Source organism: Pseudomonas qingdaonensis, from assembly GCF_018398475.1.
Lineage (GTDB): Bacteria > Pseudomonadota > Gammaproteobacteria > Pseudomonadales > Pseudomonadaceae > Aquipseudomonas > Aquipseudomonas palmensis.
Map to the genome: position 1 here is coordinate 325,095 of NZ_CP074676.1, position 24,370 is coordinate 349,464.

General features: G+C 65.2%; 23 protein-coding genes and 1 tRNA gene. 12 read left to right on the top strand and 12 right to left on the bottom strand.

The genetic code is table 11. From position 1 onward, the window contains the following. Positions 1 to 3: 3 nt before the first annotated feature. The 7 genes from KH389_RS01550 to KH389_RS01580 form a co-directional block, all read right to left on the bottom strand. Complete coding sequence (locus tag KH389_RS01550; protein ID WP_054915791.1) at positions 4 to 777, bottom strand: ABC transporter ATP-binding protein; 774 nt, start codon at positions 775 to 777, stop codon at positions 4 to 6. Between the two features lie 313 nt (positions 778 to 1,090). Beyond that, the gene (locus KH389_RS01555; protein ID WP_043862216.1) at positions 1,091 to 1,525 is read right to left on the bottom strand and encodes a hypothetical protein; all 435 of its coding nucleotides are present in this window, start codon (positions 1,523 to 1,525) and stop codon (positions 1,091 to 1,093) included. A gap of 99 nt (positions 1,526 to 1,624) precedes the next feature. Then, positions 1,625 to 2,035, bottom strand: coding sequence for a hypothetical protein (locus KH389_RS01560; RefSeq protein WP_054915790.1), 411 nt, complete (start codon positions 2,033 to 2,035; stop codon positions 1,625 to 1,627). A gap of 116 nt (positions 2,036 to 2,151) precedes the next feature. Next, positions 2,152 to 2,227 (bottom strand) — tRNA-Phe (locus KH389_RS01565). A gap of 91 nt (positions 2,228 to 2,318) precedes the next feature. Continuing rightward, positions 2,319 to 2,591 (bottom strand): oxidative damage protection protein, encoded by a 273-nt coding sequence (locus KH389_RS01570; RefSeq protein WP_043862214.1) that lies wholly within the window; start codon positions 2,589 to 2,591, stop codon positions 2,319 to 2,321. Continuing rightward, entirely contained in the window at positions 2,588 to 3,655 is a 1,068-nt protein-coding gene (gene mutY / locus KH389_RS01575; RefSeq protein ID WP_043862213.1) for an A/G-specific adenine glycosylase, read from the bottom strand. Before mutY ends, KH389_RS01570 begins: the two co-directional genes overlap by 4 nt. Beyond that, positions 3,652 to 5,886 carry an AsmA family protein gene (locus tag KH389_RS01580; protein WP_054915789.1) on the bottom strand — a complete coding sequence of 745 codons (2,235 nt, stop codon included), beginning with the start codon at positions 5,884 to 5,886 and terminating at the stop codon, positions 3,652 to 3,654. The genes mutY and KH389_RS01580 overlap by 4 nt, the downstream gene beginning before the upstream one ends. Positions 5,887 to 6,212: 326 nt before the next feature. Here KH389_RS01580 and KH389_RS01585 point away from each other — a divergent pair, with 326 nt between their 5' ends. From KH389_RS01585 to KH389_RS01620, 8 genes are all read left to right on the top strand, one after another. Next, positions 6,213 to 7,871, top strand: a complete 1,659-nt coding sequence (locus tag KH389_RS01585; protein ID WP_054915788.1) for an OFA family MFS transporter — start codon at positions 6,213 to 6,215, stop codon at positions 7,869 to 7,871. Positions 7,872 to 8,056: 185 nt separating this feature from the next. Then, positions 8,057 to 8,650, top strand: a complete 594-nt coding sequence (hisB, locus tag KH389_RS01590) for an imidazoleglycerol-phosphate dehydratase HisB (RefSeq protein WP_043862210.1) — start codon at positions 8,057 to 8,059, stop codon at positions 8,648 to 8,650. Beyond that, complete coding sequence (gene hisH / locus KH389_RS01595; RefSeq protein ID WP_043862209.1) at positions 8,650 to 9,288, top strand: imidazole glycerol phosphate synthase subunit HisH; 639 nt, start codon at positions 8,650 to 8,652, stop codon at positions 9,286 to 9,288. The genes hisB and hisH overlap by 1 nt, the downstream gene beginning before the upstream one ends. Continuing rightward, on the top strand, positions 9,288 to 9,548 hold the full coding sequence (locus KH389_RS01600) for a DUF2164 domain-containing protein (RefSeq protein ID WP_043862208.1): 261 nt from the start codon (positions 9,288 to 9,290) through the stop codon (positions 9,546 to 9,548). Before hisH ends, KH389_RS01600 begins: the two co-directional genes overlap by 1 nt. A gap of 41 nt (positions 9,549 to 9,589) precedes the next feature. After that, positions 9,590 to 10,327 (top strand): 1-(5-phosphoribosyl)-5-[(5-phosphoribosylamino)methylideneamino]imidazole-4-carboxamide isomerase, encoded by a 738-nt coding sequence (hisA, locus tag KH389_RS01605; RefSeq protein WP_043862207.1) that lies wholly within the window; start codon positions 9,590 to 9,592, stop codon positions 10,325 to 10,327. A 10-nt stretch (positions 10,328 to 10,337) separates the two neighbouring features. After that, positions 10,338 to 11,108 (top strand): imidazole glycerol phosphate synthase subunit HisF, encoded by a 771-nt coding sequence (gene hisF, locus KH389_RS01610; RefSeq protein ID WP_043862206.1) that lies wholly within the window; start codon positions 10,338 to 10,340, stop codon positions 11,106 to 11,108. A 124-nt stretch (positions 11,109 to 11,232) separates the two neighbouring features. Beyond that, positions 11,233 to 11,973, top strand: a complete 741-nt coding sequence (locus tag KH389_RS01615; RefSeq protein WP_213606768.1) for a substrate-binding periplasmic protein — start codon at positions 11,233 to 11,235, stop codon at positions 11,971 to 11,973. Positions 11,974 to 12,068: 95 nt separating this feature from the next. Then, positions 12,069 to 16,709, top strand: coding sequence for a hypothetical protein (locus KH389_RS01620; RefSeq protein ID WP_213606769.1), 4,641 nt, complete (start codon positions 12,069 to 12,071; stop codon positions 16,707 to 16,709). 5 nt (positions 16,710 to 16,714) lie between these two features. On the opposite strand, the gene KH389_RS01625 is transcribed toward KH389_RS01620, so the two are convergent. From KH389_RS01625 to gpmI, 4 genes are all read right to left on the bottom strand, one after another. Beyond that, complete coding sequence (locus tag KH389_RS01625) at positions 16,715 to 17,488, bottom strand: divergent polysaccharide deacetylase family protein (protein WP_043862203.1); 774 nt, start codon at positions 17,486 to 17,488, stop codon at positions 16,715 to 16,717. Further along, positions 17,488 to 18,807, bottom strand: a complete 1,320-nt coding sequence (locus KH389_RS01630) for a S41 family peptidase (RefSeq protein ID WP_043862202.1) — start codon at positions 18,805 to 18,807, stop codon at positions 17,488 to 17,490. Before KH389_RS01630 ends, KH389_RS01625 begins: the two co-directional genes overlap by 1 nt. Positions 18,808 to 18,896: 89 nt before the next feature. Beyond that, positions 18,897 to 20,183 carry a murein hydrolase activator EnvC family protein gene (locus tag KH389_RS01635; RefSeq protein ID WP_213606770.1) on the bottom strand — a complete coding sequence of 429 codons (1,287 nt, stop codon included), beginning with the start codon at positions 20,181 to 20,183 and terminating at the stop codon, positions 18,897 to 18,899. A gap of 177 nt (positions 20,184 to 20,360) precedes the next feature. Continuing rightward, the gene (gpmI, locus tag KH389_RS01640) at positions 20,361 to 21,896 is read right to left on the bottom strand and encodes a 2,3-bisphosphoglycerate-independent phosphoglycerate mutase (RefSeq protein ID WP_043862200.1); all 1,536 of its coding nucleotides are present in this window, start codon (positions 21,894 to 21,896) and stop codon (positions 20,361 to 20,363) included. Positions 21,897 to 22,110: 214 nt separating this feature from the next. On the opposite strand from gpmI, the gene KH389_RS01645 reads away from it, so the two are divergent. The 3 genes from KH389_RS01645 to secB are packed head-to-tail and all read left to right on the top strand — an operon-like array spanning position 22,111 to position 23,306. Then, complete coding sequence (locus KH389_RS01645) at positions 22,111 to 22,527, top strand: rhodanese-like domain-containing protein (RefSeq protein ID WP_043862199.1); 417 nt, start codon at positions 22,111 to 22,113, stop codon at positions 22,525 to 22,527. 1 nt (position 22,528) lies between these two features. Beyond that, entirely contained in the window at positions 22,529 to 22,783 is a 255-nt protein-coding gene (gene grxC / locus KH389_RS01650) for a glutaredoxin 3 (protein ID WP_043862198.1), read from the top strand. Positions 22,784 to 22,817: 34 nt separating this feature from the next. Beyond that, entirely contained in the window at positions 22,818 to 23,306 is a 489-nt protein-coding gene (secB, locus tag KH389_RS01655; protein ID WP_043862197.1) for a protein-export chaperone SecB, read from the top strand. A gap of 49 nt (positions 23,307 to 23,355) precedes the next feature. Here secB and KH389_RS01660 read toward each other — a convergent pair whose 3' ends face one another. Beyond that, positions 23,356 to 23,811: a tRNA (cytidine(34)-2'-O)-methyltransferase gene (locus tag KH389_RS01660; protein WP_043862196.1), complete on the bottom strand. Its 456-nt coding sequence runs from the start codon at positions 23,809 to 23,811 to the stop codon at positions 23,356 to 23,358. On the opposite strand from KH389_RS01660, the gene KH389_RS01665 reads away from it, so the two are divergent. After that, a complete protein-coding gene (locus tag KH389_RS01665; protein WP_058541653.1) occupies positions 23,810 to 24,247 on the top strand; it encodes a hypothetical protein in 438 nt (145 codons plus the stop codon). The genes KH389_RS01660 and KH389_RS01665 overlap by 2 nt on opposite strands. Positions 24,248 to 24,370 lie beyond the last annotated feature (123 nt).

Here is a 24,370-nt window from a genome sequence, read left to right on the forward strand (position 1 = left end):
CCGTTAGCGGTTGCTGGACATGAATTGTTTACAACGCGCCGAGTTCGGGTTTTCGAAAACCTGCTGCGGCGATCCTTGCTCTTCCACCAGGCCCTGGTGCAGGAAGATGACTTCACTGGACACCTGCCGGGCGAAGCTCATTTCATGGGTAACCAGTAGCATGGTACGGCCTTCTTCGGCCAGCGCGCGGATCACGTTGAGCACTTCCTGGACCATTTCCGGGTCCAGCGCCGAGGTGGGCTCGTCGAACAGAATGACCTTGGGCTTCATCGCCAGGGTGCGCGCAATGGCGGCACGCTGCTGCTGGCCGCCGGAGAGTTCGGCCGGGTAGCTGTGGCGCTTGTTGTGGATGCCGACCTTGTCCAGCAGCGCCTCGGCGTGCTCGATGGCCTCGGCCTTGCTCTGGCCGAGCACCCGGCGCGGCGCCTCGATGATGTTGTCGAGCACGCTCATGTGCGGCCACAGGTTGAAGTTCTGGAACACGAAGCCGATCTCGCTGCGCAGGCGGTTGATCTGCCTGTTGTCGGCGGCGACCAGTTCGCCGTTCTTGCCGGCCTTGAGCCTGAGCTCTTCACCGGCGACCAGGATCTGGCCTTCGTGGGGGTTTTCCAGCAGGTTGATGCAGCGCAGCAAGGTGGACTTGCCGGAACCGGACGACCCCAGGATCGAAATCACGTCGCCGTCGCGGGCGGTCAGCGAAATGCCCTTGAGAATCTCCTGCGCGCCGTAGCGCTTGTGCAGGTTGCGGATTTCCAGCGCGGGCGTGGCCTGGGCCATGTGCGGTCCTCTTGAGTTCTGGTGCGTGCCTGCTGTTGTCGGCCTTCCTGGCGAGGCGCAACGCTAGCATAGCGCTCGAACGACAGCCAACAACGGCGGGCGGGGCGAAGGGCCTGTGGGCAGGTGGGTGTCGCATCGATGCAGCGGACTGTCGCGCGGATGACCGCGCGCCCCATTTCCACGGGCCGTAGCCGTGATGAAAAAAGGCGCGATGGTGCCAGTTTTGGCCGATGCTGGAAAGCCGTTTTTGACCGGTTGCACAGCATCCGGGGGTTTTGCCGGCCCTGGGCTGCGGCGCAGCCCGGGTCGTTGCTCAACCGAATTTCTTCTGCTTGGAGACGATCTCCGACGCCTGCACATAGGCGTCCTGGAACTCGTCGCTCTCCAGCCACTGCATCGCTTGGGCCTCTTCGGTGCCGTCCAGCCAGTGGCGGTAGGCGCAGAACACCTTGCAGATGTAGTCGGTGGAGTGTTCTTCCTTGTGCCCCTTGAGCACCAGGGCCAGCAGCGGGTCGACCAGGAACACAGCAATCATCGAGGCCAGGCCGGTGTCCTGTGCCTGTTTCATCTTTTCGAACAGCGCGGTGTAGCTGCCCGATTCCATGGCCTTGGTGAACACCTGCTCGACGCTGGCGCTGGCGCTCTCGCCGCTGCTCTTGACCGCCTGGCCGCTGCGTACCATGCGGTTCTCGCGGGCCTTGCTGGCGGCGCGCTTGGCGCGTTTTTGCTGTTTGCTGCTGGAAGCCATTGCGGGTAATCCTTGAAAGAAGGTGATGCGTGGCGCTATTGAACCTCACTCCCTCGGCAAACCCAAGCCTGTGTCGCCGCGTGCAGCAGGGGCGTGCCGCTAGGGCAGCCGCCCGCACAGCGCATTGCCTTCATAGCCGTGCATGATCGGCGCCAGGAACATGAACGGGCCGCAGGCATTGAGGTAGGGGTTCTTGTCGACGCTGTGGGTGGTGTACATCAGCACGCGCTCGTCGCCGAACCTGTCGTGGCCGAACGCGGCTTCGGTGTAGGTCGAGCACACCGGCAGCTTCAGCGGCACGGGCAGCACCACCAGCCACAGGCTGATGCCGCACCATTCCCGGGTGGCTTCGGAACGTTCGGTGCGGGTGATGTGCGGGGTGATATCACGGCCGAGCAGCTGGCGGTAGGTGTCGGTCTTTTCGACGCGGGTCTGGGGCGAGGCGGACTTGAAGCCGACGCAACCGTTCAGGCACACCAGCGCAAGCGCCGTCATCACAAGCCTTTTCATCCATGAACCCTGGTAGGCGCCGGCCTGGCCGGCGAAGGTGACGACCTGGGGAGCACCAAATCGCAGGCAATAAAAAACCCCAAGGAATCACTTCGCTTGGGGCTTTTCGGTATTAGTGGTGCCCAGAGACGGAATCGAACCGCCGACACGGGGATTTTCAATCCCCTGCTCTACCGACTGAGCTATCTGGGCAACGGGGCGCATTAAAAGCGTTTTTCGGATTTGCGTCAACGACTTTTTGAAAATTTATTAAATTAATTCCGTCGCTTACGAATTTCCGGGGTTATTCGGCAGGCGGCACGTAGCCTTCGGCCTTCTCGTATTCTTCGCCGGAGAAGAACTTGTCCATCTCGCCCTGGAGGTACTTGCGGTCCTCGGCGTTCATCATGTTCAGGCGCTTCTCGTTGATCAGCATGGTCTGTTCCTTCTGCCAGTCGGCCCAGGCCTTCTGCGAGATATGCTCGAAAATGTCCTGGCCCTTGGCGCCGGGATACGGCGGGCGCTCCAGGCCAGGCAGCTCTTCTTTGTACTTGCGGCACATTACGGTGCGGGTCATGACGACTCTCCTGCATTCAATACGTGGGCCGCGCGTTTGAGCAGTTTCTTGACCGGGGCAGCAAGGCCCAGGCGCGGCGGGGTGGCGAGGTTATACCAGAGCCAGTCGGCCTCGGCCACGTGGTCACCCTGGGGGGCCACCGGCACCAGCCAGGGTTGGATCGCCAGCTGGAAGTGGCTGAAGGTGTGGGTCAGGCTGTCCAGCGCCACGGGCTCGCCCAGGTTCACCCCGTGCTGCTCGGCCAGGTGTTGCAGGTCGTCGAGGCTGTCCAGCTCCGGCAGGCTCCACAAACCGCCCCACAGGCCGCTGGACGGGCGCCGGTACAGAAGGATGGCGCCCTCGTTGTTGGCCAGCAGCGGCATCAGTGTGCTGCGCTGGGGCAGGGTCTTGCGCGGCTTGGGGATCGGGTAGCGGATCTCCTGGCCGAGCATGTGCGCCTCGCAGCCGCGCTCCAGCGGGCACAGCAGGCAACTGGGCTTGCTGCGCGTGCACAGGGTGGCGCCCAGGTCCATCATCGCCTGGGTGTAGTGGTTGACCCGGCTGTGGGGGGTAAAGCGCTCGGCGTTGGCCCACAGCGCCTTGGCCACCTTGGGCTCGCCCGGGTAGCCTTCCTGCGCGGTGTAGCGGGCCAGCACGCGCTTGACGTTGCCGTCCAGGATCGGCGCACGCAGGCCCATGCTGATGCTGGCGATTGCCCCGGCAGTGGACAGGCCGATGCCGGGCAGCTCGGTGAGCTTCTCGACATCGCGCGGGAATTGGCCGGCGTACTGCTCCACCACGATCTTCGCGGTCTTCTGCAGGTTGCGCGCGCGGGTGTAGTAGCCCAGCCCGGTCCACAGGTGCAGCACCTCGTCCTCCGGCGCCGCGGCCAGGGCCTCGACGCTGGGCAGGGCTTGCATGAAGCGCCCGAAGTAGTTGAGCACGGTGCTCACCTGGGTCTGTTGCAGCATGATCTCCGACACCCACACCCGGTACGGGGTGATGCCCTGTTGCCAGGGCAGGTCGTGGCGGCCGTTACGGTCGTACCATTCCAGCACGGCGCTGGAAAACTGCTCGGGATTCATCGTTTGAACAGGCCCTTGAGTGCGTCTTTGAGTTCGGGACTGACCTTGTCACCCAGCTTTTCGTTGAGCTTTTCCTGCAGCTTGTTGCCCAGCGCCTTGCCGGCCAGCTTGCCCAGGCCATCCTTGTCCACGCGGCAGGCCTTGGCACCCAGCTCCAGCGGGCCACGGCAGCGCAGCGGGAACTCCAGCCCCACGTAGCGCTCGTTGACCTGGCAGGCCGGGTCGGGCATGTCGCGCTTGTCGCCCTCGACGATCACGCCCACGCGGTAGTCCATGCCCAGCACGCGCAGGTCGAGGTCGCCGTGGCCGTTGACGGTCAGGCCCGGGATGCGCACCTTCAGGTCCGGGTTGCTGGCCACGCCGTTGCGCAGCACCAGGCTGCCCTTGAGTTCCTGGAACGGGGTGTCCTTGCCGCGTGGTTCGCCGCTCAGGGCCTTGCGGTTGAGGGTGGCGATGCCCTGGCACAGCTGCTGCTCGAGGTTGGCATTGACCAGCACACCGTTGTTGATGACGAAGCTGGCGTTGCCATTGAGGGTGTCGATCAGCGCCTTCTGGCTGTTGCCGCTGCCGGTCAGGTTGCTGCTCAGGGTCAGCAGGCCCTTGACCGGCGGGGTGTCGGTCTGGCTCTTGATGAAGTGCTCCACCGGTACGCGGTTGACCTGGGTACTCAGGCCGATCTGCGGTACCGCAGGGCGCACGTCGAGGGTGCCCTTTGTAGCGAAGTCGCCGTTGTAGAGGCCGCCCTGCAGGGTGTCCAGGGTGATCAGGCCACCCTGGCCACGGGCCTTGAGCACGGCGTTCTGGATAGGCAGCTGTTCAAGGGTGAGCACGCCGAAGCTCAGGTCTGCCTGCAGGTCGAGTACGCGCAGGCGGTCCACCGGCAGCAGCTTGTCGGTGCTCCAGGCGGTCTTGGTGGGTGCGTCCGGCAGCGGTGTGGTGCCGGCTCCGGCCAGCGCACCGGCTTCATTCTGCTGCACCTCGGCCTGGCGCGCGGCCTTGGCGCCGGTGGCGGCCTCGCTCTTGGCCGGCAGGTAGCGGTCGGCATTGAACGTGTCGGCTTTTAGCTGCACGCGCAGGGCCTGCTTGGCGAAGTCATCCACCGCCAGGCGGCCGGTGAAGGTGCTGTCGTCGAGCTTCACTGCCAGGTCTTCCAGAGCCAGGCGGGTGGGGCTGCCTTCCAGGCGGCTGACCAGCTCGAACTTGCCCAGGGTGGCGGCATCGGCCATCGGTGGCACTGCCACGCCGACGCTGTCGAGGAACGTGCGCAGGTCGAGCTGGGCGATGGACAGGCCGCCGGTGAGCTTGGGCGTGCTGTTCAGGTCACGCACGTTCAGCTCGCCCAGGGCGCGCAGCTGGTTGGCCGACAGCTTCAGGCCGTTCCATTCGGCGACGTTCGCGGCCATGTCCACCAGCAACTGGCCCTGGGCGGCGAAGGTCATGGTCTTGCCCTGCAGCGGCTCGCCGGAGGCTTCGCCACTGAGCTTCATGTCTTCGAACTGATAGCGCTTGAGCGCACGGTCGAAGCGCAGCTCGCCCTTGAGCTCGGTGCGGGCGCGCAGGGCCGGCTGGCCAGCGCTGAAGAAGGCGGTCATGGTCAGCGGAATGTTGACCCCTTCGTGAACCGCGCCGGTGCTCAGCTGGATGCTCTCGGCGCTGAAACTCTGGCCGCTTTGCGCATCGCTGTACTGCACCTTGGCGTTGTTCACGGTGAGGCTGTCGATGTCCAGCTTGACCGGGCGCTCGGCGGCGGCCGGCTTGGCCGGGGCCTCGCCTGGGGCCGGTGTGCCGGCGCTGCCTTCGGCCGGTGCAGCTGGGGTGGCGGCCGGCAGCGGCTTGCCGATATCTTCCCAGTTGCCGTGGCCGTGTTCGTCGCGGGCCAGGGTCAGGTTAAGGCCCTCGACGCGCACGTCGCTCATCTGCACTTCACGGCGCAGCAGCGGCAGTACGCGCACCGACAGGCCGAGCATCTGCAGGTCGGCGAATGGCACCTTGGGGTTGTTGAGCGTGGCGATGCTCGCCTCGTGCAGTTCCAGCCCCAGCCACGGGAACAGGCTCCAGCCGATGTCGCCGTTGAGCGTCAGCTCGACGTGGGCCTTGTCGCGTGCCAGCTGGCGGATCTCGTCTTTGTAGTCGTTGGGATCGAAGAGGTGGGTCAGGGCAAAGCCCAGCGCCACAATGATCAGCAACAACCCGAGTATCACCAGCCCCAGGATTTTGCCGAACGCTTTCATGGGCGAGTCCTTGTAGTCCGATTGTAAAATTCAGCCGCAGAGTATAGCCCCGTGCAGGGCGCGCGGGCGCGGCGCGACCCGGGTTTGGACAGCAACCGGCAGGGCAGTTCCTGACACGGGGGTATCAGTTTTCGCAAAAACCACAGTATCAGCCTAATTTCAGCGAGTGCGGCGAATGGTACTCTCTCGCGCCTCCACGGTCCCGTTGCGGCCGATTGTCGCGTCAAAGGGCCGGTTGCCAGATAAACGACGTGCTGCCCCTGGCAGCCAAAGTCGCAGGCAGCAGGCCTGGTCGGTGGAGCATCCATATCACGAGGGGAACAACAATGAGCAGCACTACGGTGGGCGGCATCGCCAGTACGCCCGGCTTCCTGTCCAAGGAACGCATTGTCGCCAGGGCCGGTTTCAACCGCTGGCTGGTGCCACCGGCGGCCCTGGCCATTCACCTGTGCATCGGCATGGCCTATGGCTTTTCGGTGTTCTGGCTGCCGCTGTCGCAGGCCATCGGTATCAGTGCGCCGGTGGCGTGTGCGCCGGAAATGAGCTTCGTGGCGCGCCTGTTCACCGCCGAGTGCGACTGGCCGATCTCGATGCTGAGCTGGATCTACACGCTGTTCTTCGTGTTCCTCGGTTGTTCGGCGGCCATCTGGGGCGGCTGGCTGGAGCATGCCGGGCCGCGCAAGGCCGGGGTGGTCTCGACCCTGTGCTGGTGCGGTGGCCTGCTGATGTCGGCGCTGGGGGTGTACACCCACCAGCTGTGGCTGATGTGGCTGGGCAGTGGTGTGATCGGCGGTATCGGCCTGGGGCTGGGCTACATTTCGCCGGTATCGACGCTGATCAAGTGGTTCCCGGACAAGCGCGGCATGGCCACCGGCATGGCGATCATGGGCTTTGGCGGTGGCGCCATGGTCGGTGCGCCACTGGCGGCGGCGCTGATGAGCCACTTCGCCGGCCCTGACGGGGTGGGCGTGTGGCAGAGCTTCGTGGTGATGGCGCTGATCTACTTCGTGTTCATGCTCGGCGGCGCCCTGGCCTACCGCGTGCCGCCCACCGGCTGGAAGCCCGAAGGCTGGAGCGCGCCGCAGAAAAAGGCCGGCAACGCGATGATCACCCACCGCCACGTGCACGTCAGCGTGGCGTGGAAGACGCCGCAGTTCGCGCTGATCTGGCTGGTGCTGTGCCTTAACGTGTCGGCCGGCATCGGCATTCTGGGCATGGCCTCGCCGCTGCTGCAGGAAGTGTTCGCCGGCAAGCTACTGGGCAACGACCTGAGCTTCAGCCAGCTGGATGCCACGCAACTGGCGCAGATTGCCGCCATTGCCGCGGGCTTCACCGGGTTGCTGAGCCTGTTCAACATCGGCGGGCGTTTCTTCTGGGCCTCGTTCTCCGACTACATCGGGCGCAAGAACACCTATTTTGCCTTCTTCGCCCTGGGCGTGGCGCTGTATGCGCTGATCCCGAACATGGGCCACCTGGGCAACATCGCGCTGTTCGTGGCGGCGTTCTGCATCATCCTGTCGATGTACGGTGGCGGCTTCGCCACGGTGCCGGCGTACCTGGCCGACCTGTTCGGCACGCAGATGGTGGGCGCCATTCACGGTCGCCTGCTGACCGCCTGGGCGGCAGCCGGGGTGCTGGGCCCGGTGCTGATCACCTACCTGCGCGAATATCAGCTGGAGATGGGCGTGGAGCGGGCGGCGGCGTATGACATGACCCTGTACATCCTGGCCGGGCTGCTGGCGCTGGGCTTTTTGTGCAACGCGCTGGTGCGGCCGGTGGCCGACAAGTACTTCATGACCGATGCGCAACTGGCGGCCGAACAGGCGCTGGGGCACGACAAGGGCGCCAATGGCAGCACCGTGCTGGAGTGGAAGGCCGCGCCGGGCAGCCGGCCGCTGGTGATTGCCGCGTGGCTGGTGGTGGGCATTCCGCTGGCGTGGGGGGTGTGGGTGACCCTGCAGAAGACTGCGGTGCTGTTCCATTAAAGGCATCGCGGGTCAAGCCCGCTCCTACAAGGATCTCTGCTGACCGTGTGGGAGCGGGCTTGACCCGCGATGAGGCCGGTACTGCTGACGCAAATTCCCCGCCAACTGTCTTCTTCGTTCCAAGCCACGCGTATCTAGGCCTATAATGGACACCTTTTTCGCCCAATGATTTTGCGGAGCTGGTGATGGTCGAACGTACGGCTAGCGTCGAGCGCAATACTCTGGAAACCCAGATCAAGGCCTCGATTAACCTGGATGGCAGCGGCAAGGCCCGATTCGATATCGGTGTGCCTTTCCTCGAACACATGCTCGACCAGATCGCCCGACATGGGCTGATCGATCTGGACATCGAGTGCAAGGGCGACCTGCACATCGACGATCACCATACCGTCGAAGACGTCGGTATCACCCTGGGCCAGGCATTCAACCAGGCCATCGGCGACAAGAAGGGCATCCGCCGCTACGGCCATGCCTACGTGCCGCTGGACGAGGCGCTGTCGCGCGTGGTCATCGACTTCTCCGGCCGCCCGGGCCTGGAGATGCACGTGCCCTTCACCCGCGCCACCGTGGGCGGTTTCGACGTCGACCTGTTCCAGGAATTCTTCCAGGGCTTTGTCAACCACGCCAACGTCTCCCTGCACATCGACAACCTGCGCGGGCACAACACCCACCACCAGATCGAGACCGTGTTCAAGGCCTTCGGCCGCGCACTGCGCATGGCCATCGAGCTGGACGAACGCATGGCCGGCCAGATGCCGTCGACCAAGGGCTGCCTGTAATGCAGACGGTAGCCGTTATCGACTACGGCATGGGCAACCTGCACTCGGTGGCCAAGGCCCTGGAGCACGTGGGCGCCGGCAAGGTGCTGATCACCAGCGATGCTGCGGTGATCCGCGAGGCCGACCGCGTGGTGTTCCCGGGTGTGGGCGCGATCCGCGACTGCATGGCCGAGATTCGCCGCCTGGGCTTCGACAGCCTGGTGCGTGAAGTCAGCCAGGACCGCCCCTTCCTCGGCATCTGCGTGGGCATGCAGGCCCTGCTCGACCACAGCGAAGAGAACGACGGCGTCGATTGCATCGGCCTGTTCCCGGGCAATGTGCGCTTCTTCGGCAAGGGCCTGCACGAGGACGGCGAGCACCTTAAGGTGCCGCACATGGGCTGGAACGAAGTATCCCAGGCCATCGACCACCCGCTGTGGCACGACATCCCCGACCGTGCGCGCTTCTACTTCGTGCACAGCTACTACATCACCGCCGCCAACGCGGCGCAGGTGGCGGGCAGTGGTCACTATGGCGTCGACTTTGCCGCCGCGCTGGCCGACGGCTCGCGCTTTGCCGTGCAGTTCCACCCGGAGAAGAGCCATACCCATGGCCTGCAGCTGCTGCAGAACTTCGCCGGCTGGGATGGTCGCCGGTAATGGGCAAGTCCCGCGCCAAGCGGCCGATCCTCACCCTCGCGCCTGAAGAAGAGCGCGAGGCGCTGGCCAAGCTCAAGCGTTTTCTCGAAGACCGCTTCGAGCTTGAGCTGGGTTCGTTCGAGGTGGCTGAAGTGCTGGAGCTGTTCAGCCAGGAGATTGCACCGCATTACTACAACAGGGCGATTTTCGATGTGCAGGCGCACCTCAAAGAGAGGTTCGAAAGCATTGAAAGCGACTTGTGGTCGCTCGAGAAGAACTGACTTCCCGAGCTCACTGTTTACCGAATAGACAGGTTCCCCAGATGCTGATTATTCCCGCTATCGATCTCAAGGACGGTGCTTGCGTACGTTTGCGCCAAGGCCGCATGGAAGATTCCACGGTATTTTCCGATGACCCGGTGAGCATGGCCGCCAAATGGGTCGACGGTGGCTGCCGCCGCCTGCACCTGGTCGACCTGAACGGTGCCTTCGAAGGCCAGCCGGTCAACGGCGAGGTGGTGACTGCCATTGCCAAGCGCTACCCGAACCTGCCGATCCAGATCGGCGGCGGCATCCGCTCGCTGGAAACCATCGAACATTACGTCAAGGCCGGCGTCAGCTACGTGATCATCGGCACCAAGGCGGTCAAACAACCCGAGTTCGTGGCCGAAGCCTGCCGTGCGTTCCCCGGCAAGGTGATCGTGGGCCTGGACGCCAAGGACGGCTTCGTGGCCACCGACGGCTGGGCCGAGGTCAGCTCGGTGCAGGTCATCGACCTGGCCAAGCGTTTCGAGGCCGATGGCGTCTCGGCGATCGTCTACACCGACATCGCCAAGGACGGCATGATGCAAGGCTGCAACGTGCCGTTCACCGCCGCCCTGGCTGCCGCCACCAAGATCCCGGTGATCGCCTCCGGTGGCATCCACAACCTGGGTGACATCAAGGCCCTGCTCGACGCCAGGGCACCGGGGATCATCGGCGCCATCACCGGCCGTGCGATCTACGAAGGCACGCTGGATGTGGCCGAGGCGCAAGCCTTCTGCGACAGCTACAAAGGCTGAGGAGAACGGCATGGCGCTGGCCAAACGCATCATCCCTTGCCTGGACGTCGACAACGGTCGAGTGGTCAAGGGCGTCAAGTTCGAGAACATCCGTGATGCCGGCGACCCGGTGGAAATCGCCCGTCGCTACGATGAGCAGGGTGCCGACGAGATCACCTTCCTCGACATCACTGCCAGCGTCGATGGCCGCGACACCACGTTGCATACCGTCGAGCGCATGGCCAGCCAGGTGTTCATTCCGCTGACCGTGGGCGGCGGCGTGCGCACTGTGCAGGATATCCGCAACCTGCTCAACGCCGGTGCCGACAAGGTCTCGATCAACACCGCAGCGGTGTTCAACCCCGAGTTCGTGGGCGAGGCCGCACAGCATTTCGGCTCGCAGTGCATCGTGGTTGCCATCGATGCCAAGAAGGTCTCCGGCCCGGGCGAAACCCCGCGCTGGGAGATCTTCACCCACGGCGGGCGCAAGCCTACCGGGCTGGATGCGGTGGAGTGGGCGAAGAAGATGGAAGGCCTGGGCGCGGGCGAGATCCTGCTCACCAGCATGGACCAGGATGGCATGAAGAGCGGCTTCGACCTGGGCGTGACCCGCGCCATCAGCGACGCGCTGGGCATTCCGGTGATCGCCTCCGGTGGTGTGGGCAACCTGCAGCACCTGGCCGACGGCATCCTGGAAGGGCATGCCAGCGCAGTGCTGGCGGCCAGCATCTTCCACTTCGGCGAGTACACGGTGCCTGAAGCCAAGGCCTACATGGCGCAGCGCGGCATCTGCGTGCGCTGAGCGGCCGCATTCGCCGGCAAGGCCGGCTCCTACACTGCAGCGAACCTGTAGGAGCCGGCCTTGCCGGCGAAGCATTTGCTGTTAAGGTAATGCAGGCACATCGCCAGGGAATCGGGTCCATCCTATGTTCACACGCTTGCTCGTCGTGCTCGTCAGCCTCTTCTCCCTCGCTGCCACCGTCCGCGCCGCTGACCCGATGGTGCTGCTCACCGAAAACTTCCCGCCCTACAACATGGCCAGCGACGGCAAGAACTTCGCCCGCGAAGACAAGATCCAGGGCATCGCCGCCGACCTGGTTCGCGAGATGTTCAAGCGCGCCGCCATCCCCTACAGCATGACCCTGCGCTTCCCGTGGGAACGCGTGTACCAGCAGGCCCTGAACAGCCCCAACCACGGTGTGTTCGTGATGGCCCGCCAACCCGACCGCGAAAAGCTCTTCAAGTGGGTCGGGCCGCTGGGCCCCGACGACTGGATTCTGCTGGCCCGCCCCGACAGCCCCATCACCCTCGAACACCTCGGCGACGCGCGCGGCTACCGGATCGGTGCCTATAAAGGCGATGCCATCGCCCAGCACCTGAGCAGCAAGGGGCTCAAGCCGATCACCGTGCTGCGCGACCCGGACAACGCGCGCAAGCTGCTCGAAGGCCAGATCGACCTGTGGGCCACCGGCGACCCCGCCGGGCGCTACCTGGCCCGCCAGATCGGCATCACCCAGCTCAAGACCGTGCTGCGCTTCAACGGCGCCCAGCTGTACCTGGCACTCAACCGCCAGGTACCCGATGCGGTGGTGGAAAAGCTTCAGCACAGCCTGGACCAGTTGCGCGACGAAGGCTTCGTCGACGCCACCTTCGCCCGCTACCTGTAAGCGCCTAACTATGTAGTGCCGCGGCCATGCACCGGGCTGCTGTGATGGATCGTCGCTGTGAATTGCACAGCCCGATCACTCATGGAAGGTGTTAGATGCCACTGCATATCCTGCAAGACCTGCCCACGCCCGAACCCGACAATGCCCTCGCCGCCATGGTGGCCGAGCAGTTCGCCAGCCGCCCGACCCTGCGCAGCGCCAGCGTCACGCTGCTGGAGCGCTTGCTGCGCGAGTACTTCCCCGGGCTGTCCGCCGATGTGGAGGCGCTGCGCTTGTACGTGCCCGACAGCAGCGCGCAGTTCTATCAGGTACGCCCGCTGGTGGACGCTGCACTGGACAACCTGTGCACCTGGGAGCCGTTGCAGATGCATGCGGGTGGCTTGTCCGGTTTTCTGGGCCAGGCCGACGCGGTGAAACTCAAGCTGCAGGGCCATGCACTTGATGCGGACACCCTGCGCGAAATGATCAAGGTGTTTGCCGACGGCATCGTGGCCGAGTTCCAGCGGGCCCTGATGAACTACTGGCAGGCCAGGGGCAGTGAAGGCGTTCCGCGCCTGAGCTGGCTGGCCAGAACCCTGGCCCAGGCCCTGGTGCCACACGCCGGCGGCAAACAGGCCTGGGCCGGGATGCTGGGCCAGGTGCTGCAATGGCCACGCTGGTCGCTGCGTCAGGCCCAGGGCGAGCAGGCCGTGCGGGTGTACCTGGTGCAACTGCAGCTCGACGCCAGCCTGACCAGCACGCAGATGCTGCTCAGCGATCTGGTGTTGGTCCGCGGCGAGCAGGTGCTGCGCTGTACGCCCGCAGGTCAGGTCAGCGCCCACGCCTCGCTGAAGGCGTTCGGCGAGGCGTTGACCGACGAACTCGAAGGCGCCTATCGGCTGGTCGGGCTGCAGTGGCAGTTGCTGGAGGTCGAAGGCAATCCGTTCAGGGTCCAGGCCGAGGCGTTGCTCGATCAGCAACTGCGTGACGTGCAGGCGCTGCGCCTGGGCGGGCAGTCGGTGACTGAGCTCGAGGGGTTGTTTGCCACGGTGTCCGATGTGGCTGCGCGCCTGGCCGGCAACCGGGCATTCGTGCCGACGCCTGCCGACACCCAGGTGCTTGGCCAGCTGCCGGCATGGCTCAAGCAGGCTTCGGGGGCCGATTACCTGGACTACCGCATGCAATGGCTGAGCATGGCGCTGGCGCACCAGCACAATGCCGGCAAGGCCTATGACCACGGTATCCCGACCCTGCGCGACTATGCCGCCAAGGCGCTGGGCGAGCGCATGGCGGCAGATCAACCGGGCGGGCCGACCTACGACCCCTACAAGCTGGTGCTGACCTTCCAGGTGCCCTATGGCCAGGGTGGCTTCGGCTTCGTCGAGACGGTCAGGCTGCTGCTGGTGGATGCCGCGCTGGAAAACCTGTCCGGCCTGCCCAAGGGCCCGATGAGCATTGCCCATGCCGATGGCGACGAGATCGCCGCATGGCTGAGCGCCGAGTATGTGATGACACTCATCACCGCCGTGGATGTCGGGGCCAACTACCTGGCAGTGATCGAACACGCCATGCGCACCGATGCACGCCAGGCCGACGAGCGTCGGCAGCTGTTCGCCGACACGCTGCGCGCACAACTGCCATTGCTGGCGCTGGAGTACCGGATCAGGGGCGAGCAGGGCTTCACCCGCCAGGGCCTGCGCTGCGTGGACTACGCCATGAGCACCGACCAGACCGACCGGGTCGAGGTGCGCCCGCTGACCTTCCTCAGTGGCGAAGGGGCCAGCCCCGACGTGGTCGACAACATGTTCGTGTTCGCCCTGCCCGGCAGGCCCGAGCGCGTGCTGTACCGACCGCTGTTCGAGCCCCTGCTGCGCGAATTTGCCAGCGAGGCTGCATTGTTCAAGGCCCTCGAGGAGCCCGAGCTGCAAGCCAGCGTGCTGAGCTGGATGGGACGGGACGCCCGGCGCATCTATGCCAACGGCGGCTTTGCCAACCCTCACCTGGGTATCACGGTGGATGACCCGGTGGCTGTGCCGGGGGCGAACGTGCCGCGTCTTGGCGGCGCTGCGCTGACCGGTGACCTGCTGGCGCATTTCTACACCAGTACGGTGGACGCGCTGATCACCCTGGGTGACCGGCAATCGGTATCCAACGCCGAAGATCGCTGGCTGCGCTTCAAGGAGGCGGGCTGGCTGCTGTTCAATATCGCGCTGCCCTACCTGCGTGGGCCGACAGCTGTCGCCGGATGGCTGGTGCAACTGGTCAGCAGCCTGGACAGCGACTTCAAGGCGCTGCGCGAGGGGGATGACACCACGCGCGCCCAGGCCGTGGTCGACCTGCTGTTCAACCTGAGCACGGTGTTCATGCACGGGGCCGGGGAGGTCGGCATGGCGCGCGCGACGCCGATCAAGGTGCAGCCCTCGATGCTGCAGCAAACGTTGCCGGTGCGCGGCGAGCTGCCAGTGACCGGCGTGCTGGTACCGGTGCAGCAGCCCCTGGGCCCGCAACTGCGCAGTGCCGGTGCGTTGCCGACAGCCATGGACTTCTCCTGGAGCGGCATGCGCAACGAAGCGACGCCCGAGCTGCGTGCGTTCCTGCGCCCGATGCAGGTCACGCCCGGCCAGGAGCCGACCGGCCTGATCGAGACGGGGGAGCGCCGCGGCCTGGCGCTGATCGACGGGAACGCGCATGTAAAACTCGATGACCGCTGGTACCGCGTGCTGGAGGTGGAGGGGCGCTTCTGCATCGTCGACCCCCTCGACAGCAGCCGCCGTGGCCCGTGGCTGCGGCGCAGCAGCGAAGGCAGCTGGCAACTGGACCTGCGCCTGGGGCTGCGCGGGGGCGGGCCGAAAAAGCGCATGAGCCTGCAGGAGAAGAAGGCGCAGAACAGGCTGCAGCTTCAGCAGCTCAACGCCACGCTGGAGTCGGCGCAGCAGGATTGCCTCAGGCGCATTGTGGCCATGACCCCCAAGGTCAACGAGCTCAACGCCTTGCTCGACCCGATGTTCAAGGCCCAGCGCGAGTACCAGCTCGATCGCACGGCGACCCGGCTGGTAGCGATGAAGCAGGCACGCACGCGTGCGCAAGTGGCCGAGCAGGCACTCAAGGTCGAGCAGGACGCCTTCATCGAGGTGGCCAAGGACCTGCTGCGCACCACCCTCGAAGCCCGCGAAACCCTGAAACTGGCGGATTTCTACGGCCATATCACTGCGGCCGACTACAGCAAGGCACTGAACCTGAACTTCAGGATGAACTTCCAGGCGCGCCTGCAGTTGCAGGCCCAGTACCACAGCAAGCAGTTCAAGATCTCGTTGCACGATGCCTGGATCGAGAATGCGTTCCAGGTCACTCTGGGTGATACCGCACAGCCGTTTTCCGCGTTGCTGGAGGCCAACACGCAGAACGAGACGTTCCACCTGCTGGCCCTGGAGCAGGCCGAGGCCTGCAGCGCCCTGGTCGAGGAGGTTCGCCGCGAGCCGGCGGTCAAGGCCACGGCCGACGAGATCATCCGCTATGGCGAGGCCAAGCGTGAAGAGCTCAAGGTGTTCAGCGCCCAGCGCATCCGCACGGCCTACCTGGAAATCCTCGGCTACATGAGCCTGGACACGCGTATCGCGGACGCCACCCAGCGCCCGTTCTACAAGGACTTGCTGCTGGACCCGGACATCGTCGCCGGGGTGCTTTCGCATGAGCAGCTGGGCATCGATGCCCAGGAGTTCACGCCCCAGGAGCGCATCCAGGTGCTGCGCGAGGCCTCGCACTGCTACTCGCGGGCCAAGGCGGTTGCCCAGTATGTGGGCGACCTGTTCGCGCCGGTGCCCGGCAAGGACTATCTGGCGGCGTTCGTGCAGACCCTCGACGAGCTCGATGCCAGCGCCAGGGCAGAACTGGACAGCCTGGTCACGGTGCCGGCCACCAGCACGACGCCCCGGCCGACGCGCAAGCGCAAGGTGATCGTCACGCGTACCCGCCGGGTGGTGGTGGGGCGGGTACGGGCGCCATCGCCCGGCGAGCCGGTGCCGATCGTGGATATCGAGGATGCCAACCACCGCATCGTGGCGTCCTACCGCGAGCACGGCGGCGATGACTGGAACCCGATCAAGACCGTATTGCCCGCCACGCCGGTCGGCCTCAAGCCGCGCAAGGCCCTGCGCAGCGAGGCGCGCCAGGTGCTCGATCAGGTCGCCCCGCTCAAGGCCAAGCAGCAGGGGTTGTCCGGCAGCGGGCATCAACCGGGGGATATCGTGTTCCCGCTGACCATCCTGGCCGATCGGCTGATCCGCGTGGCGGATGACTTCGAGCGCCACAGCGGCCTGCCCGATACCGAGCAGGCCACCGTTGCCCAGCTGCGCCAGGAGGCCCAGGGGCTCAGGGACGCAGCCGATGCCCTGCGCCTGAGCATGTGCAAGGCGCAGAAGCCCACCGCGCGCAACCTGCTGTATCTGTGGGAGCGCAAGCAACTGCACATCGAATTCAAGGCGCCGCGCAAGGCCCTGGCGGCCGGCGACTTCATCGACGAGTACGAAGTGCGTGTGGCGGGCGGCGACAAATGGTACGTGCACCTGCACTATCCTGCCCTGGACACGCCCACGGCAGCGTTCAGCAAGGGCCACATCAAACTGGAGGCGCAACGCACCAAAGGCTATGCCGACCTGCTCGAAGAGGCGAAAACCACCGGCAAGATGGGCGTGATCTGGCGCGCCGACCTCACCCCGGCCTTCATCAAGGGCTGGTTTCCGCTACGCCCCCTGGCGTAGGCGCCTCACTGGCCGCCGGCGCTGGCGCGATAGCGCCCGCCGGCACCGTGGGCCGCCATCGCCTGGTTGCTGCGCAGGGCAATCATCTGGTGGATCTCGACCCACTCGATGCCCTGCGCCTTCAGGCGAGGCAGCTCGCGTTCGAGCACCTCCAGGGTTTGCGGGTAGGGGTGGCCGATCAGCACGGCCGAGCCCTGCCGGCGCGCCAGCTCCACGGCGATGCGCAGTTGCCCGGCAATCGCCTCGGGGGTGCGCACGTCATCCAGGAACACATCCCGCGACAGGCTTGCCAGCCCCTGTTCCTGCGCCTTGGCCGCAGCGACCGTGGCGGCGCTGGTGCGGCTGTCGACAAAGAACAGATGGCGGCGCTGCAACTCGCCCATCAGCCAGGCCATGGGCAGCGGCTGTGCAGTCATGCGGCTGCCCATGTGGTTGTTGATGCCGCTGGCATAGGGCACCTTGGCCAGGGCTGCGCCCAGGCGTTGTTCCAGCTCCGGCAGCGGGGTATCCGGGTGCCAGGCGTAGGGGCCGGTGGCCGGGTCCATGGGCATGTGCAGGATCACCGTCTTGCCGGCCTTGTGCGCCTGGCGGGCGAACGCGGTGGCGTGCGGGGTATCGGGCATGATCGCGAGGGTGACCGGGCCGGGCAGGGCCAGGGTGCGCGCATCTCGCGCAGGGCTCTGCCCCAGGTCGTCGATGATCAGCGTGAGGTAGGCCTTGGCCGGTGCCGCGTGTGCGGTACCGGCCAGGCAGAGCAGGGCGAACAGCAGATAGCGCATCACTTGCCGCTGGTGATGCTCAGGCCCTTGAGCAGGTTCAGCGCCTGGCTGAGCTGGAAGTCGTCGTCCTGCGGACGGTCCTTCTTGCTCGCGGCCTTGCCCGAAGGCCGGTCGGCGCCGCCGTTGCCGTTGCCCAGGTGACCTTGCAGGTCGGCTTCCTTGAAGTTGTCGTTGTCCTGCTCGCTGGTGATCTTGGCGCGGCGCACCTCGATGTCCGGCACGATGCCCTGGGCCTGGATCGAGCGGCCGTTGGGGGTGTAGTACAGCGCGGTGGTGATCTTCAGGGCGCGGTCGTTGTTCAGCGGCAGCACGGTCTGCACCGAGCCCTTGCCGAAACTGTCGGTGCCCATCAGTACGCCGCGCTTCTGGTCCTGCAGGGCGCCGGCGACAATCTCGGAGGCCGAGGCGCTGCCGCCGTTGATCAGCACCACCAGCGGCACGCCTTCGCTGGCATCGGCCGGGTCGGCCGAGAAGCGCAGTTCGGAGTTGGCGATGCGGCCCTTGGTGTACACGATCAGGCCCTTGGTCAGGAAGTGATCGGCCACTTCGACGGCGGCCTGCAGCACGCCACCGGGGTTGTTGCGCAGGTCCAGCACCAGGCCGCGCAGTTTCTTGCCGTTGTCCTTGCGCAGCTTGGCCAGGGCCTTGCCGACCTCTTCGCCGGTCTTGACCTGGAACTGGGTGATGCGGATATAGCCGTAGCCGTCCTCGAGCAGCTGCGACTTGACGCTCTTGACCTGGATGACCGCGCGGGCCAGGGTCACGTCGAACGGCGTGCCGCCGTCGCGCACCAGGGTCAGGGTGATCTTCTGGCCGATCTTGCCGCGCATCTTGTCGACCGCCTCGGTCATGGTCTGGCCGCGGGTCGGCTGGCCGTCGATCTTGACGATCAGGTCGCCCGCCTCGATGCCGGCACGCGAGGCCGGGGTGTCGTCGATGGGCGATACCACCTTGACGAAGCCGTCCTCCATGCCCACTTCGATGCCCAGGCCGCCGAACTCGCCGCTGGTGCTCTCCTGCAACTCCTGGAAGTCTTCCGGGCCCAGGTAGGCGGAGTGCGGGTCGAGGTTGCTGAGCATGCCCTTGATGGCGTTTTCGAGCAGGGTCTTGTCGTCCACCGGCTCGACATAGGCGGCCTTGATGCGGTCCATCACCTCGGCGAAGGTGCGCAGCTCTTCCAGCGGCAGCGGCGCCTGGGCAGTGACCGTGGTCGGTGCCACCGTGGCTGGCTTGGCAGGCTCGGCCGCGTGGGCCAGTGGCGCGCCGATGACCAGGGCAATGGTCAGGGCCAGCGAGGTAAGGCGAGGCGTATGCAGCATGTCGAACGAACTCCTGATCCTGGTTTTGCCCCCGGGGGAGCGTCGCTGGCACCGGTTGGCGGGGCTAGCGTGAAATGAACGATGTGCCCCTATCCCTGGGCACGGCACCATTGTGTCGGGTCGCTCGGGCGGCCTTGCTGGCGAATCGCGAAGTACAGGGCGGCGGTGTCCTGGCCGCCGCTGTTGCCGACGGTGGAGATCGCCTCGCCCGACTTGACCACGTCGCCGGCATTCTTGAGCAGGCTCTGGTTGTGCCCGTACAGGCTCAGGTAGCCGTTGCCATGGTCGAGAATGACCAGAAGTCCGGCGCCGCGCAACCAGTCGGCGAACACCACGCGCCCGCCATGCACCGCATGTACCTGGCTGCCGGCGGAGGCGCTGATCATCACCCCGTCCCACTTGGCTCGCGAGTCGTCGCCGCGGGTTTCACCAAAACGTGCCAGCAATCGACCATTGACCGGCCATGGAAGTTTGCCCCGTGCTGCAGAAAAAGCGCCGCCTAAGGTGGCGCCGTCGCTGGAAACCAGCGGCCCGGGCACTGCCCTGGGCTTTTTCGGGGTGGCGTCCTGGTTGGCGGCCAGGGCTTCGCGCTGGCGCTGCTTCTCGGCTTCCTGGGCGGCCAGCAGGGCCCGCTGACGCGCCTCTTCGGCTTCGCGCGCCTGGCGTGCCAGGGTCTGCTCGATGGTCTTGAGCACCTGGGCGAGGTCGGCCTGGTCCTGTTCGCGGGCGGCCAGCTTCTGGTCGCGTGCCTTGACGTCGCTGTTGAGCTTGGCCAGCACCTGCTGGCGCTCGGCGCGGACCTTTTCCAGGTCCTGGCGCTGGGTTTCGAGGGTGCCTTGCTGGGCCAGCAACTGGGCCTGCTGCAGGGCGATGTCCTTTTCCACATTGGCCAGCTGGCGCAGGGTCTCGTTGAAGCTGCGCAGCTGCTCCAGGCGGGCCTGGCTCAGGTAGTCGTAATAGGTGAGGGTGCGCGCGAACTTCTCGGGGTTCTGCTGGTTGAGCAGCAGCTTGAGGTATTCCTCACGACCGTTCTGGTAGGCCGAACGGGCCTGGATGGCGATCAGGCGTTGCTGTTCAACGCGGGCGCTCTGGAGTTTTTTTTTCTCTTTGTCGAGGCGCTCCAGCTCGCCTTCAGTCTTTTTTAGTTCCTGCTGCAGGGCCTCCACCTGCTTTTGCAGCTCGCCGATTTCGGTTTCGGTGCCGCGCAGGTCTTTCTGCACGCCGGACTTTTCCTGCTGCAACTGGCCAAGCAGCTTTTTTAGCTCGGCAATGTCCTGGCGCGTGGCGTCCAGTTGCTGCTGGGTTTGCGCGCGCTCGTCGGCGAATGCCGGGCCGAACAGGCAGGTCAGGGCTATGAGGATAAGTGCGCGAAGCATGGAGTAGGCGGAACCCAGGATGGAGACTGGCCTAGTATGCCCGCCATGGCGATCAAAAAAAACGACCTTCAAGCGGGATGCGATTCAGCTGCCTGTTTCAAGCTGCACGCCGCAAGAGGCGCAGCGCACGTGGCGCTGGCTCCTGCAGCTTGAACCGTGCAGCGTAGGGCGTGCCGTTCAGACGTCTACGAGAATCGAAGTACCGGTCATTTCGGCCGGTTTTTCCAGGCCCAGCAGCTTGAGCATGGTCGGCGCCACGTCCGCCAGCACGCCGCCTTCACGCACCTTGAGGTTGCGCTTGCCGACATAGATGAACGGCACCGGCTCGGTGGTGTGGGCGGTGTGGGCCTGGCCGGTGCACGCGTCTTCCATCTGCTCGACGTTGCCGTGGTCGGCGGTGATCAGCGCTTCGCCACCCACCTTGTCGAGGGCCTCGACGATGCGGCCCACGCACAGGTCCAGGGCCTCCACGGCCTTGACCGCAGCGTCGAACACGCCGCTGTGGCCGACCATGTCGCCGTTGGCGTAGTTGACCACGATCACGTCATAGCGCTGCTGTTCGATGGCCTCGACGATGCGGTCGGTGACCTCCGGCGCGCTCATTTCCGGCTGCAGGTCGTAGGTGGCGACCTTCGGCGACGGGATCAGGATGCGCTCTTCGCCTTCGAACGGTTCTTCGCGCCCGCCGGAGAAGAAGAAGGTGACGTGGGCGTACTTTTCGGTTTCGGCGATGCGCAGCTGGGTCTTGCCCTTCTTGGCCAGGTACTCGCCCAGTACGTTGTTCAGGCTGCCTGGGGCGAACGCCGCCGGGGCGGCGATCTTGGCCGAGTACTGGGTCAGGCCGATATAGGCGGCCAGTTTGGGCAGGCGTGCGCGCGGGAACTCGTTGAAGTCCGGCTCGACGAATACCCGCGACAGCTCGCGGGCGCGGTCGGCGCGAAAGTTCATGAAGATCACCGCGTCGCCGTCCTCGACCCTGACGGCCTCGCCCACGCGGGTGGCCTTGACGAACTCGTCGCTCTCGCCGCGTGCATAGGCGGCTTCAAGGCCGGCGGTGGCGGTGCTGGCGCTGAATTCGGCGGTGCTGTCGACGATCAGGTTGTAGGCGGCGCTGACGCGGTCCCAGCGGTTGTCGCGGTCCATCGCGAAGTAACGGCCGATGAGGCTGGCGATGCGGCCCTTGCCCAGGCGGGCGAAGGTGGCGTCGAGCAGTTCGATGGAAGACTGTGCGCTCTTGGGCGGGGTGTCGCGGCCGTCGAGGAAGGCGTGCAGGTAGATCTTCTCGGCGCCACGTTGCGCGGCCAGTTCAGCCATGGCCACCAGGTGGTCCTGGTGGCTGTGCACGCCACCGTCGGACAGCAGGCCGAGGATGTGCACGGCCTTGCCGGCACCGGCAGCCTTGTCCACGGCGTCGCACAGCACCGGGTTCTGGAAGAACTCGCCATCCTTGATGGCCTTGGTCACGCGGGTGAAATCCTGGTACACCACGCGCCCGGCACCCAGGTTCATGTGGCCGACTTCGGAGTTGCCCATCTGCCCGTCGGGCAGGCCCACGTCCATGCCCGAGCCCGAGATCAGGCCGTGCGGCTGGGTGGCGCGCAGGCGGTCGTAAACCGGCGTGGTGGCCGAATAGATGGCGTTGTATTCGTGGCTTTCGCTGTGACCGAAACCATCCAGGATGATCAGGACCAAGGGTTTTGGCGTGCTAGTCATCTATCCCACTCGCGCTTTTGTCAGGTGATAAAGACACGCATTTTAGGGCAAATTGGTCAGCAGTGACGAATTAACCTTGCGCGCCCGCCATTGCCGCCCGACGGGTAGCAGCCCGGCAATGAGAATTACTGTCGACAACCAGTGCCGGTGGGCTTTGGCCGGCCTTGGGTGCTGTGTATACTGCCCATCATTTTTAACGGCCCGGAACCCTCTGATGGTTGCTCACCTGATCGAATTCGCGACATCTCACTATCTGCTGGTTGGTATCTTCGTCGTTCTGCTGGTCCTGCTGATCGTCACCGAAGCGCGCAAGGGCGGCCGCAGCCTGAGCAACGGCGAACTGACCGCGCTGGTCAACGCCGACAAGGGCCTGGTCATCGATATCCGTGCCAGCAAGGAGTTCTCCGCCGGGCACATCGTCGGCGCGCTGAACATCCCGCAGGACAAGTTCGCCGCGCGTATCGGCGAGCTGGAAAAGCACAAGGCGACCAAGACCCTGATCGTGGTCGACAACCTGGGCCAGCATGCCGGCGCCGTGTGCCGCGACCTGCTCAAGGCCGGCTTCAACGCCGCCAAGCTGTCGGGCGGCGTGTCGAGCTGGAAGGCCGACAACCTGCCGCTGGTGAAGTGACATGAGCAACGTCATCGTCTACTCCAGCGACTACTGCCCTTACTGCTCGCGTGCCAAGCAGCTGCTGTCCAGCAAAGGTGTGGCCTTCGAAGAGATCAAGGTCGATGGCAAGCCCCAGCTGCGCGCAGAGATGAGCCAGAAGGCCGGCCGCACCTCGGTGCCGCAGATCTGGATCGGCAGCACCCACGTCGGCGGTTGCGACGACCTGTTTGCCCTTGAGCGCGCCGGCAAGCTCGACGCGCTGCTCAAGGCCTGAATTCCCTACAAGACCCTGCAAAGAAGGATCTGTCATGACTGAAGAACAGAACAACGGCGCTGCGGCAGCCGACGAAAGCTCCCCGCAATTCTCCCTGCAGCGCATCTATGTGCGTGACCTGTCGTTCGAAGCGCCGAAAAGCCCGGCGATCTTCCGCCAGCAGTGGGAACCGAGCGTCGCGCTGGACCTGAACACCAAACAGAAAGGCCTGGAAGGCGATTTCCACGAGGTCGTGCTGACCCTGTCGGTCACGGTCAAGAACGGTGAAGAGGTTGCCTTCATCGCCGAAGTTCAGCAGGCGGGTATCTTCCTGATCAAGAACCTCGACCCGGCTTCGATGAGCCACACCCTGGGCGCGTTCTGCCCGAACATCCTGTTCCCGTATGCGCGTGAAGCGCTGGACAACCTGGTGACCCGTGGTTCGTTCCCGGCCCTGATGCTGTCGCCGGTGAACTTCGATGCCCTGTACGCGCAAGAGATGCAGCGCATGCAGGAAGCAGGCGAAGCGCCTTCGCTGCAGTAAGCTGACTGCGGTACGTTGAAAGCGCCCTTCGGGGCGCTTTTTTCATGCCTCAGGCAAAACCTTGCTGGCGCCAGGCTTCGTACACCGCCACGGCCACGGTGTTGGACAGGTTCAGGCTGCGGCAGCCTTCACGCATGGGCAGGCGCAGGCGCTGGTCGCTGCCCAGCGGGTCGAGCACTTCGGGCGGCAGGCCACGGCTTTCAGGGCCGAACAGAAAGGCGTCGCCGGGGGCGAAGGCCACGTCGTGAAATGGCCGCGAGCCCTTGGTGGTGAAGGCGAACAGGCGCGGGTTGCCCAGGCTCTCGAGGCAGCTGGGCAGGTCGCTGTGGCGCTTGAGGGTGGCGTACTCGTGGTAATCCAGGCCCGCACGGCGCAGGCGCTTGTCGTCCAGTTCGAAGCCGATCGGGTCGATCAGGTGCAGCTGGCAGCCGCTGTTGGCGCACAGCCGTATAATGTTGCCGGTATTCGGTGGAATTTCCGGTTGAAAAAGGATGACGTGAAACATGCACGGCTCCGAGCATAAAGATGACGAGCATTCTACCCCCGAACCGGACCCGCGTTCGAAACTGTGGCCGCGGGTGCTGTTCTCCATGGCCCTGTTCGGCATGCTGGTAGGCCTGATGATCGGCCGCCTCACCGCGCCTGAACCACGGGTACTGGAGCGGGTGGAGGTGGTGGCCGATGGCCTGAACCTGTGGTTCAACGAAGAGCCGCAACTGCATGGCGAGGAGGTCGAGGGCACGCTGGCGTTGGTGTTCCAGGCCAGTGGGCGGAGCCAGAAGGGTCAGTTGCAGTTGGCGGGCAAGCCCGTGAGCTGGCGCCTGCAGAACAGCGACCAGGGCCTGTTGCTGAGCCTGGTGGCGGCCCGGCCGCTGCGCGGCGACTGGGCCGGCGAGCCGGTGCAGGGCCGCTGGAGGGTGCAGGTGAAACTGCACGAATAAAAGAGGGGATTCCCCGGCCTGCCTGTACCAAGGTCCCCAAAACTGGGTTGTGCTTAGGTATATGCAGGGTGTGTGCCAAGTTGGCCTGGGGCAATGGAACCTGGGGTTTTGCTGGGTTTGATG

What these genes read in the sequence shown, in the direction of transcription:
- KH389_RS01550 (WP_054915791.1), bottom strand. Translation starts at nt 777, where the DNA reads ATGGCCCAGGCCACGCCCGCGCTGGAAATCCGCAACCTGCACAAGCGC.
- KH389_RS01555 (WP_043862216.1), bottom strand. Translation starts at nt 1,525, where the DNA reads ATGGCTTCCAGCAGCAAACAGCAAAAACGCGCCAAGCGCGCCGCCAGC.
- KH389_RS01560 (WP_054915790.1), bottom strand. Translation starts at nt 2,035, where the DNA reads ATGAAAAGGCTTGTGATGACGGCGCTTGCGCTGGTGTGCCTGAACGGT.
- KH389_RS01570 (WP_043862214.1), bottom strand. Translation starts at nt 2,591, where the DNA reads ATGACCCGCACCGTAATGTGCCGCAAGTACAAAGAAGAGCTGCCTGGC.
- mutY (WP_043862213.1), bottom strand. Translation starts at nt 3,655, where the DNA reads ATGAATCCCGAGCAGTTTTCCAGCGCCGTGCTGGAATGGTACGACCGT.
- KH389_RS01580 (WP_054915789.1), bottom strand. Translation starts at nt 5,886, where the DNA reads ATGAAAGCGTTCGGCAAAATCCTGGGGCTGGTGATACTCGGGTTGTTG.
- KH389_RS01585 (WP_054915788.1), top strand. Translation starts at nt 6,213, where the DNA reads ATGAGCAGCACTACGGTGGGCGGCATCGCCAGTACGCCCGGCTTCCTG.
- hisB (WP_043862210.1), top strand. Translation starts at nt 8,057, where the DNA reads ATGGTCGAACGTACGGCTAGCGTCGAGCGCAATACTCTGGAAACCCAG.
- hisH (WP_043862209.1), top strand. Translation starts at nt 8,650, where the DNA reads ATGCAGACGGTAGCCGTTATCGACTACGGCATGGGCAACCTGCACTCG.
- KH389_RS01600 (WP_043862208.1), top strand. Translation starts at nt 9,288, where the DNA reads ATGGGCAAGTCCCGCGCCAAGCGGCCGATCCTCACCCTCGCGCCTGAA.
- hisA (WP_043862207.1), top strand. Translation starts at nt 9,590, where the DNA reads ATGCTGATTATTCCCGCTATCGATCTCAAGGACGGTGCTTGCGTACGT.
- hisF (WP_043862206.1), top strand. Translation starts at nt 10,338, where the DNA reads ATGGCGCTGGCCAAACGCATCATCCCTTGCCTGGACGTCGACAACGGT.
- KH389_RS01615 (WP_213606768.1), top strand. Translation starts at nt 11,233, where the DNA reads ATGTTCACACGCTTGCTCGTCGTGCTCGTCAGCCTCTTCTCCCTCGCT.
- KH389_RS01620 (WP_213606769.1), top strand. Translation starts at nt 12,069, where the DNA reads ATGCCACTGCATATCCTGCAAGACCTGCCCACGCCCGAACCCGACAAT.
- KH389_RS01625 (WP_043862203.1), bottom strand. Translation starts at nt 17,488, where the DNA reads ATGCGCTATCTGCTGTTCGCCCTGCTCTGCCTGGCCGGTACCGCACAC.
- KH389_RS01630 (WP_043862202.1), bottom strand. Translation starts at nt 18,807, where the DNA reads ATGCTGCATACGCCTCGCCTTACCTCGCTGGCCCTGACCATTGCCCTG.
- KH389_RS01635 (WP_213606770.1), bottom strand. Translation starts at nt 20,183, where the DNA reads ATGCTTCGCGCACTTATCCTCATAGCCCTGACCTGCCTGTTCGGCCCG.
- gpmI (WP_043862200.1), bottom strand. Translation starts at nt 21,896, where the DNA reads ATGACTAGCACGCCAAAACCCTTGGTCCTGATCATCCTGGATGGTTTC.
- KH389_RS01645 (WP_043862199.1), top strand. Translation starts at nt 22,111, where the DNA reads ATGGTTGCTCACCTGATCGAATTCGCGACATCTCACTATCTGCTGGTT.
- grxC (WP_043862198.1), top strand. Translation starts at nt 22,529, where the DNA reads ATGAGCAACGTCATCGTCTACTCCAGCGACTACTGCCCTTACTGCTCG.
- secB (WP_043862197.1), top strand. Translation starts at nt 22,818, where the DNA reads ATGACTGAAGAACAGAACAACGGCGCTGCGGCAGCCGACGAAAGCTCC.
- KH389_RS01665 (WP_058541653.1), top strand. Translation starts at nt 23,810, where the DNA reads ATGCACGGCTCCGAGCATAAAGATGACGAGCATTCTACCCCCGAACCG.
- KH389_RS01660 (WP_043862196.1), bottom strand. Translation starts at nt 23,811, where the DNA reads ATGTTTCACGTCATCCTTTTTCAACCGGAAATTCCACCGAATACCGGC.